Raw genomic sequence first — 8,252 nt, forward strand, 5'->3', positions numbered from 1 at the left:
GGCACCTTCACCATCACCGCCGCTACCGGGCCGGACGGCAGCCCCGCCGGCACCCGGCTGCACTGGCAAGTACCGCTGCGCTGACCTCGAAGGCGAACTGGACCCGAGCCTGCACCGCCGCCGACCCACAGCCTGATCGACCGTCGGACGCACCTGGCGGGAGGGTGCCGCATGGCTGCGAGATAGTCCGCGCCGAGCACGGCGCGTTCGACCTCGGACAGGCAGCGATGCTGTTCCGGATCGGTCAGCTGAGGACCCGGAAAGACGAACCGACAATCCGGCCCCATCGAAGCCTCCTCGATGCCGCCCCTGACAACTACCGGCGCGGATGCCTGTTCAGCGGAAGAACTTGTCTCGGCCCGGTACCGAATCCTCTGCTCATTCTCGGAGGACCGCAGCGGAGTCGGCCGCCCCTCGGGCGCTGGGACCTGGGTCCGTCAGACAGAACTGGGTAAGGAGTTTCGACCGACGGCGCCAAGGTGAACAATGCTTCGTCTTCCTGCGCGAAATGCAGGGTGAGTACGGCGTCCAGTCCGTAGAGGGTGGCACGCAGATCATCGATCTGGTCCGCGCGGATTCCTTGTGGCGCGTCGTCGAGGTGACGGCCGACGCGTCGGATGAGGCGTTCGATTTCGGTGTGCTCTCTGCTCATGGTCACCATCGCCTCCGGATCGCGCAGATAACCGGTCAACGCTGGATACAGTTCCGATTCCTCGGCGTGCTCATGCGGCAGTATGTCGTCGACCAGGAGTTCGAACGCGCCGCGGACCGCGGCGTCGGCACCCGGCCCCGGACCGCTCGACAGAGCGTCGGCGGCCTGCCGCACGGACGCGCGTGCGGCCCGCAGTCTGCCGTGCTCACGCGTGAAACGGGCTACCAGCGGCTCGATCGCCGCGGTCGACCGGCCGCGATGTACGTCGTTGCTCCGGCAGGAGCGATGTGAACTCCATCCTGCTGCTTTGTAGCGAAGCACGGCAGGTCCACGGGTCTGCGATCGGATGGAAATGGTCCCGAGCAGACTGGACCAACGGCCCTCGCGCCCTCGGTGCTGCCTACGAAGGACGTCGCACGCCACGATATGCCCAGAGCGGAGCGGGGAATGCCTCGCCGAAGGCTTCGCGGCCGTGCTGCGACTCGGCAGCGAGCATGCGGCGGGATCCGAGGCCGCAACTCCGGCACAAGCCGCCGGGTCGTCGCAGACCCCGGCCGCGCGGTGTCTCGTTGGATCATTCGCAGAATCCCGGCCGCCCTCGGACCGGATATCGGCCCGGCGGAGACTGAGGACATTGGTCCCAGGCCGGCAGGGCAGATGCCTCTCCTGGCAAGCGAGGGATTCGGGCCATGCTGAACGTACGGGCCGGTGCCGAGACCGACCACAGCACGGTCGAAACACCGGGAGCTGAAACGCCGCTGTGTCCCAGCCGTCGGGCGTTCATGCGCCTGCCGCAGGCACGGCTCCGGACACCGCAGATACGAGGTGATACCGATGCGTGCACGTGACATCTTGAGCAGGCCCGTCGTGACAGCGCGGCCAGGAACACCGTTATCGGAGGCTACCGCGCTGCTGACCGCGCATGGCTTCGCCGCGCTTCCCGTAATCGACGAGCAGGGCCACGTGGTCGGAATGCTGTCCGAATCGGACGCCCTCGCAGTAGGTCCCGGCATACCGGACAAGACGGTGGAAGCGGCGATGTCGACTCCGGTGGAGGTGGTCACGCCCACCACCGACACTGCCACGATCGCCTCGCGCATGCTGACCGGCCGGCTTCGCTCCATGCCGGTCGTGGAGGCCGGACTGCTGGTCGGGATCGTGGCCCGGCGCGACCTGCTGCGAATTCTGCTCAGCGACGACGCGACCATCGACGCGAAGATCCGCGCACTGCTCGACGACTACGCCGGCAGCCGCAGGCAGTGGACGATAGATGTCGTCGACGGGGCGGTCACCGTTCGCGGCATCTTCGCCGATACCGGTGAGCAACAGGTGGTCGCCGCTCTCGCCCGCACCGTCGACGGCGTGGAGCACGTCGATGTGATCGATGACGCCCGGATCCTGCCCGACCGTTGAACGAATGTCTCGTCGTCCGCGTGACGGCAGGGACGGGTGTCTAGCGAATGTCGGTGAGGAAGTCGACGCAGGAACGGATCGTCGACAGACGTGGGTAGTCGCTCTCCTCGATCCGGCCGCTGGTAGCGGAGAGCCGTTCGACGAAGGTGAGGAAGTCGATCGAGTCGAGTTCCAGGGTGCTGCGCAGGGGGTCGTCCTGGCCGAGGACCGAGATGTCGGCTTCGGTGGCGAATCCGCGCAGCGCTGCACGCACGGAATCTTCTGCCTGCGCACGGGACATGGTTGGCGGCATCATGTTTCACATCTCCTCTGGCTGCTGAAGAAGCTCGGCGACGGTGTTGAGAAAGCGAGCCCCGATGGCGCCGTCGCTGGCGCGGTGATCCGCCGAGAGCGTGGCGGTCAGCTGGGGGCGGACACCCAGCAGCCCGTGTACCGCGCAGGGACGTGCAGTGACGGCGCCGAAACCGACTATCGCGACCTGTGGCGCGGCGATCACGCCGAAGACCGAGTCCACACCCAGCTCACCCAGATTCGTCACCGTGATGGTCGCGGGAACGGCATCCGCGGATCGCAGCCGAGCGGAGCGAGCTCGGCCGACAACGCCGCGCAGGGCATCCATCATCGCCGGCGGAGCGAGCGTGTGGGCATCCGGGATGGTGGGCACCATGATCCCGCCGCCACGCAGCGACACCACCACACCGAGATGCACAGCCGACGCTGGACGGAACTCGTCGTCCAGCCAGTGCCCGTTCAGGTCGGGTACAGCGCGCGCCGCCCGCGCCGAAGCACACAGCACCAGAGCAGACGAGAGGATGCGCGCGCTGACCGCCACGCGGCGGTTCGTCTCTTCCAGCCAGCGCAGCGCGGCGTCCATGTCGATGGTGCTGGACAAGTAGTAGTGCGGCACAGTCCGCTTCGACCGCGTCATGGCCGCCGCGATGACCTTGCGCACTGCGACGGCGTCATGCGGTAGCGTTTCGGCGCCGATCGCATCTGTCACGCCGACGGGCTGCGCAGGTCGGGACTCCGCCGCCGTGGGGACGGCCTCGGGGCGCGCCCCTGCTGGCCGCACATCACGCGCGCGCACCGCGCGGTTCGGGCCGGTCCCCGGGATGTTCGCCAAATCGACTCCCGATTCGCGCGCCAGCCGCCGCGCGTAGCCGGAAGCGCGTGCCACAGCGGTTGGCGGTGAAGGCCGGACCCTCGTGGGAGTGCCCGACTCTCCGCGAACCTGCCTTCGCTCATCGCTCCCTACACGCTCCTGCGGGCCGGAGGTGCCGGGTTCGGATCGCGGCGCAGTGGACGAACCGGCGGAGATTGCTTTCTCGACGTCCGAGCGCACAATTCGCCCGCCCGGGCCCGACCCATGGAGAGTCGCCAGGTCGATACCCGCCTCCTGTGCCAGTCGGCGGATCAGCGGCGTGGCACGAGAACCGTTCTGCCTCGCACCGCCCGGGCCGGTGATTGTCTCGTCACCAGGGGGTGCTACCGGTCGGGGCAGTGCGTGACCATCCGGTGTCGCGACGGGGGTGCCTTCGACATCGCCCGGACGGAGCGGCGCGGATTCGATCGTCGCCAGCGGAGTGCCCACCGGTACCGTCCTTCCCTCTGGTATCAGGATCGATCCCACGACGCCGTCGTCGAAACATTCGACCTCGATCGCCGCCTTGGTGGTGTCGACCTCGGCGACCACGTCTCCCTTGTGCACGACGTCACCGGGATGCACGAGCCAGTGCAGCAACGTGCCTTCCATCATGTCGGCTCCGAGCGAGGGCATCCGGAACTCGACCACCTCAGCTCACCGCCTCACGCACGGCGGCGACGACCGTCTCCACCCTCGGCAGCGCCGCTTCCTCCAGTTGCCGCGCATAAGGAATCGGGACTTCGGCAGTGCACACCCGCCCGATCGGTGCGTCGAGGTCGTAGTAGGCGTGTTCCGCCGCGCGCGCGGCGATCTCCGCCGCTATGCCGACGCTGCGCCAGCACTCGTCCACGATCACGAGTCGGTGGGTACGTGCCACCGACTCCAGCAGCGTCGCCTCGTCCAGCGGCCGCAGACTGCGGACATCGATCACTTCCGCGGCGATTCCTTCGGCGGCGAGCGACTCGGCGGCCGATTCGGCGATCGCCAGGGTCGCGCCGAAGGCGACAACGGTGGCATCGGCGCCCGCCCGCCGGACCACCGCGTGGTCGATGTCCACCGGCTCGGCGTCGGCGGCCAGTTCCCCTTCGCTGTTGTACAGCGTGATCGGTTCGAAGATCACGACCGGATCGGGGTCCTGCAACGCGGTCCACAGCATTCCGCGGGCATCCGCCACGGTGGCAGGCGACACCACACGTAGTCCGGGAATATGCGCATAGAACGCTTCCAGGCTGTGCGAATGCTGGGCAGCCAGTTGGCGACCCGCGCCCGTCGCCATCCGGATCACCAGAGGCACGCCGAGCTGGCCACCCGACATGTGCCGCAACGTCGCGGCGTTGTTGAGGATCTGATCCAACGCGAGAAGGCTGAAATTGCCGGTCATGATCTCGACGATCGGCCGCATACCGCCCAGCGCCGCACCGATGCCCGCACCGACGAACGCGGACTCACTCAACGGCGTGTCCCGGATCCGGCGCGGCCCGTATTCCTCCAGCAGGCCGCGGCTGACCCCGAAGCAGCCTCCGTAGGCGCCGACGTCCTCGCCCATCAGGAAGACGCGATCGTCGCGATCCAGCGCTTCCCGCAGCGCTTCCCGCATCGCCTCGCGGTAGGTGATCATGGGCGCTCCGCGTAGACGTGACGGCTCAGATCGGCGACGTCCTCGAGCGGTCCCGCCTCGGCCCGGGCGATCGCGTCGTCGAGCTCGGCGTCGACCGCGGCCTGAAGGGCGGACAGGGCCTGCTCATCGAAGGCGTCCGTCGCCCGCAACTCGGCGAACAGGCGGGGTATCGGATCACGCTTCTTCCAGTGCTCGATCTCGGCTTTGTCCCGGTAGCGGTCGGCGTCGTAGAGCGAGTGCGCGCGGAACCGATAGGTCCGCAGCTCCAGGAAGCAGGGTCCGCTCCCGCCGCGGATCGATTCCACCGCCCGCTGAGTGGCCGCCGCGACCGCCTCGGGGTCCATGCCGTCGACGGGCCAGGCCGCCAAGCCGTAGCTGGAGGCGCGCAGCGCAAGATCGGTGACCGCATGTTCACGGTGCAACGCAGTGCCCATCGCGTAACGGTTGTTCTCGCAGGCGAACAGGATCGGAAGCCGCCACAGGGCGGCCAGGTTCAAGGATTCGTGGAACTCACCCTCGGCCGCGGCGCCGTCACCGAACAAGCACACCGTCACCGCGGGCCGATCCCGCATGGCATCGGCCAGGGCCAGGCCGACCGCCAGCGGCAAGCCTCCTCCGACGATCGCATTTCCGCCGAAGAAGCGTCGTTCGGCATCGAACAGATGCATGGATCCGCCGCGACCGCCGCTGCACCCGGACGCGCGGCCGAACATCTCCGACATCAACGAGGCCATGGGGATACCGCGAGCGAGTGCGTGCCCGTGTTCGCGATAGGTGGACACCACCGCGTCCTCGGGGCCGATCTGCCGCAGCAGCCCCGCCGCGACGGCTTCCTCCCCGACGTACAGGTGGAGGAATCCTCGGATCTTCTCGGCGCTGTAGAGCTGCACGCAGCGCTCCTCGAATCGCCGGATGCGGATCATCTGCCGCAGTAATTCGATGCGTTCTGTATCGGCGAGCGGCAGCCGGTCACCCACTCGATCCGGCAGTTCGGTGGCGGTCATTGCCCGGCCTCCAGGGTCGACACATCGCCCTCGGGCAGCCCTTGTTCGCGCGCTTTGAGCAGTCGTCGCATCACTTTTCCGCTGCGGGTGTGTGGCAGGCTCTCGGCGAAAGCGATCTCCTTGGGTGCCACCGCGCCGAGCGCCCGGCGGCCGAACGCGAGCAACTCCGCCCGCAGTTCTTCCGAAGCGAGGTATTGCGGGCGCAGCAGGACAAAAGCCTTCACCAGCTCGCCCGCGACCGGATCCGGCTTGCCTATCACTCCCGCCTCCGCCACCGCCGGGTGGGCCATCAGCGCGCTTTCCACCTCGAATGGTCCGACCAGGTGCCCCGCAGACTTGATCACGTCATCGGCGCGTCCGACGAACCAGTAATATCCGTCGGCGTCACGCCGGGCCAAGTCACCGGACAGATACCAGCCCGCGGCGAATGCCCGCGTGTACCTTTCGGGTTGTCCCCAGTAGCTGCGGAACATCGACGGCCAGCCAACGCGCAACGCGAGTTCACCGATCTCGCCGGTTCGAGCATGCCGGACGCCGCCGTCGATCATTTCCGCCCGGCCGTCCGGCCCGCGGCTCAGGATCGTGGCTTCGACGCCGGGCAGCGGCCGTCCCATCGAACCGGGCCGTACTTGCTCTGCGGCGAGGTTGGCGATCATGATCGCGCCGGTCTCGGTCTGCCACCAGTTGTCGTGAATCGGTCTGCCCAGAACCCGCTGACCCCAGACGACCACTTCGGGATTGAGCGGTTCTCCGACGCTGGCGACGAATCGCAGGTGCGACAGATCGGTGCCGGGCGGCAGCTCGTCGCCTCGGCGCATCAGCATGCGCAGCGCGGTCGGCGCGGTGTACCACACGGAGACTTTCTGCGCGGTGAGCACTTCGTACCAACGCAGGGCGTCGAAATCGGCCTCGTCGGTGATCACGGTGGCGCCCAGGGTCAGCGGCGCGATCACCCCGTAGGACATGCCGGTCACCCATCCCGGGTCCGCTGTACACCAGAACACGTCGCCCTGTCGCAGATCCAGTGCGTAGCGGGCGGTGATCCGGTGGGCCAGCACCGCTGCGTGCACATGAACCGCGCCTTTCGGTTTCCCCGTGGTCCCACTGGTGAAATGCAGCAATGCCGGATCTTCCGGCTGGGTCCGCACAATCGGGAATTCGGCGGCGGCGGCCACCATCGCCAGCGGCAAGTCGATGGCGCCATCTTGCAGCTCGCCCTCGGGATCGGCGTCGGTCACGAGGACATGCCGCAGGTCCGGCACCTCGGCGCGGATCGGCGCGACTCTTCGCCGGTAGAGTTCTGTCGTCGTGACCAGCGTCGTCGCCTCGGAGATCGCCAAACGCTGGCGCACCGGTTCGGGTCCGAACGCGGAGAACAGCGGCGAAACGACACATCCGGCTTTCCATGCGCCCAGCGCCGCGACATACAGTTCCGGAGTGCGGCCCAGCAGGATGCATACCCGCTCGCCGGGGCGCACACCCAGCTCGTGCAGCACGTCTGCGAATCGGTTGCTCAGGGCGGCGAGCTCGGCGTAGGTCAAGGTGGAGCACTCGCCGGTCGAGCGCAGCGCGCGCAGTGCGGTGACATCGGCCGAAGGGGTGCCCAGGTGGCGGTCGACGGCTTCGTAGGCGATGTTGACGCCCCCATCCGGCAACCCGGCCAGCGAGGAGCGTGCCGCCGCCCAGTCGAATACCTGGCAGGACATCCGGTAGTCGGTTAGGTTCGCACCGACGCGTTCCGCCGTAGACTTCTCGATCGGTTCCCATCGCGTCCGCGCGTAGTTCGATGCCTCATGGCTCAAGGTCTTCATGTCGGCCTCCCGCGATCAAGTCAACGACCCGCGACAGCCGCTTCGGCAGGGCGTAAAGACCTCGCCTGCTGATGACCTCCGTCGTTTCCGGTCGGGCGACCGCAAGGTACCTCTCGGTGCGGGACCTTCGCCCCTGTCCGGAAACCCACGACAAAACGCACGCTCGAGCCAGAGGAACCGAGAAGGCTTCCTGGGATACCAGGTGACCTTCGTCGAATCGGCACCGGAAACGGTGGTGCGGGTGCGGGCAGCGATTCGTCCGAACCCAAGTCTGCGCGGTGCCGAGGTGGCCGTGGCAGCGCGCGAAGACCCCCGGACCGTGCGGCACGCGAGATCGCCCGCGGTCGCCGATGATGTCCGGCGGCGGCTCAGCAGCGCTGCGGTGGGCACCCGTGGTGCCGTGGCGTCGCTGTGACCGGCCTGGTCGAAGCGGAGACCGGTCTGCGGATAGACCCGACCGAGCGGATCGATCTGCTGCTGCGCGATCTGCGCGGCAGCCGCAGCGGGCTCACCACGATCGCCTTCGATGAAGCCGCTTTCCGCGGCGTCGAACTCGTCGCGGTGCACACCTGGTCGGGTTTCCTGCGCTTCGAATCATCCGACCAAATGC

Annotated in this window: 8 protein-coding genes and 2 pseudogenes; 3 read left to right on the forward strand and 7 right to left on the reverse strand. The window is 67.9% G+C overall.

Annotated features, from left to right (window positions below; all coding sequences use genetic code 11):
• Positions 1 to 316: 316 nt before the first annotated feature.
• Positions 317 to 1,393, reverse strand: a complete 1,077-nt coding sequence (locus tag ACWEKR_RS35205; RefSeq protein WP_452358187.1) for a hemerythrin domain-containing protein — start codon at positions 1,391 to 1,393, stop codon at positions 317 to 319.
• Between the two features lie 93 nt (positions 1,394 to 1,486).
• On the opposite strand from ACWEKR_RS35205, the gene ACWEKR_RS35210 reads away from it, so the two are divergent.
• Positions 1,487 to 2,065 (forward strand): CBS domain-containing protein, encoded by a 579-nt coding sequence (locus ACWEKR_RS35210; RefSeq protein ID WP_452358188.1) that lies wholly within the window; start codon positions 1,487 to 1,489, stop codon positions 2,063 to 2,065.
• A 40-nt stretch (positions 2,066 to 2,105) separates the two neighbouring features.
• On the opposite strand, the gene ACWEKR_RS35215 is transcribed toward ACWEKR_RS35210, so the two are convergent.
• The 6 genes and pseudogenes from ACWEKR_RS35215 to acsA all read right to left on the reverse strand — a co-directional run bounded on the left by ACWEKR_RS35215 (position 2,106) and on the right by acsA (position 7,642).
• Positions 2,106 to 2,360: an acyl carrier protein gene (locus ACWEKR_RS35215; protein WP_452358189.1), complete on the reverse strand. Its 255-nt coding sequence runs from the start codon at positions 2,358 to 2,360 to the stop codon at positions 2,106 to 2,108.
• Positions 2,361 to 2,363: 3 nt separating this feature from the next.
• Positions 2,364 to 3,065: a 2-oxo acid dehydrogenase subunit E2 gene (locus ACWEKR_RS35220; protein WP_452358193.1), complete on the reverse strand. Its 702-nt coding sequence runs from the start codon at positions 3,063 to 3,065 to the stop codon at positions 2,364 to 2,366.
• 78 nt (positions 3,066 to 3,143) lie between these two features.
• Positions 3,144 to 3,842: pseudogene (locus ACWEKR_RS35225) on the reverse strand (E3 binding domain-containing protein); the annotation flags it as partial.
• 16 nt (positions 3,843 to 3,858) lie between these two features.
• Entirely contained in the window at positions 3,859 to 4,827 is a 969-nt protein-coding gene (locus tag ACWEKR_RS35230) for an alpha-ketoacid dehydrogenase subunit beta (protein WP_452358190.1), read from the reverse strand.
• Positions 4,824 to 5,750, reverse strand: a complete 927-nt coding sequence (gene pdhA, locus ACWEKR_RS35235) for a pyruvate dehydrogenase (acetyl-transferring) E1 component subunit alpha (RefSeq protein WP_452358194.1) — start codon at positions 5,748 to 5,750, stop codon at positions 4,824 to 4,826. Before pdhA ends, ACWEKR_RS35230 begins: the two co-directional genes overlap by 4 nt.
• Positions 5,751 to 5,827: 77 nt before the next feature.
• On the reverse strand, positions 5,828 to 7,642 hold the full coding sequence (gene acsA, locus ACWEKR_RS35240) for an acetate--CoA ligase (RefSeq protein WP_452358191.1): 1,815 nt from the start codon (positions 7,640 to 7,642) through the stop codon (positions 5,828 to 5,830).
• Between the two features lie 202 nt (positions 7,643 to 7,844).
• Here acsA and ACWEKR_RS35245 point away from each other — a divergent pair, with 202 nt between their 5' ends.
• Both ACWEKR_RS35245 and ACWEKR_RS35250 read left to right on the forward strand, forming a co-directional pair.
• On the forward strand, positions 7,845 to 8,057 hold the full coding sequence (locus ACWEKR_RS35245) for a hypothetical protein (RefSeq protein WP_452358192.1): 213 nt from the start codon (positions 7,845 to 7,847) through the stop codon (positions 8,055 to 8,057).
• Positions 8,054 to 8,252 (forward strand): annotated as a pseudogene (locus ACWEKR_RS35250) (hypothetical protein); the annotation flags it as partial. The gene ACWEKR_RS35245 and the pseudogene ACWEKR_RS35250, both read left to right, overlap by 4 nt.

The organism is Nocardia sp. NPDC004573 (genome assembly GCF_053602135.1).

What these genes read in the sequence shown, in the direction of transcription:
- acsA (WP_452358191.1), bottom strand. Translation starts at nt 7,642, where the DNA reads ATGAAGACCTTGAGCCATGAGGCATCGAACTACGCGCGGACGCGATGG.
- pdhA (WP_452358194.1), bottom strand. Translation starts at nt 5,750, where the DNA reads ATGATCCGCATCCGGCGATTCGAGGAGCGCTGCGTGCAGCTCTACAGC.
- ACWEKR_RS35215 (WP_452358189.1), bottom strand. Translation starts at nt 2,360, where the DNA reads ATGATGCCGCCAACCATGTCCCGTGCGCAGGCAGAAGATTCCGTGCGT.
- ACWEKR_RS35210 (WP_452358188.1), top strand. Translation starts at nt 1,487, where the DNA reads ATGCGTGCACGTGACATCTTGAGCAGGCCCGTCGTGACAGCGCGGCCA.
- ACWEKR_RS35230 (WP_452358190.1), bottom strand. Translation starts at nt 4,827, where the DNA reads ATGATCACCTACCGCGAGGCGATGCGGGAAGCGCTGCGGGAAGCGCTG.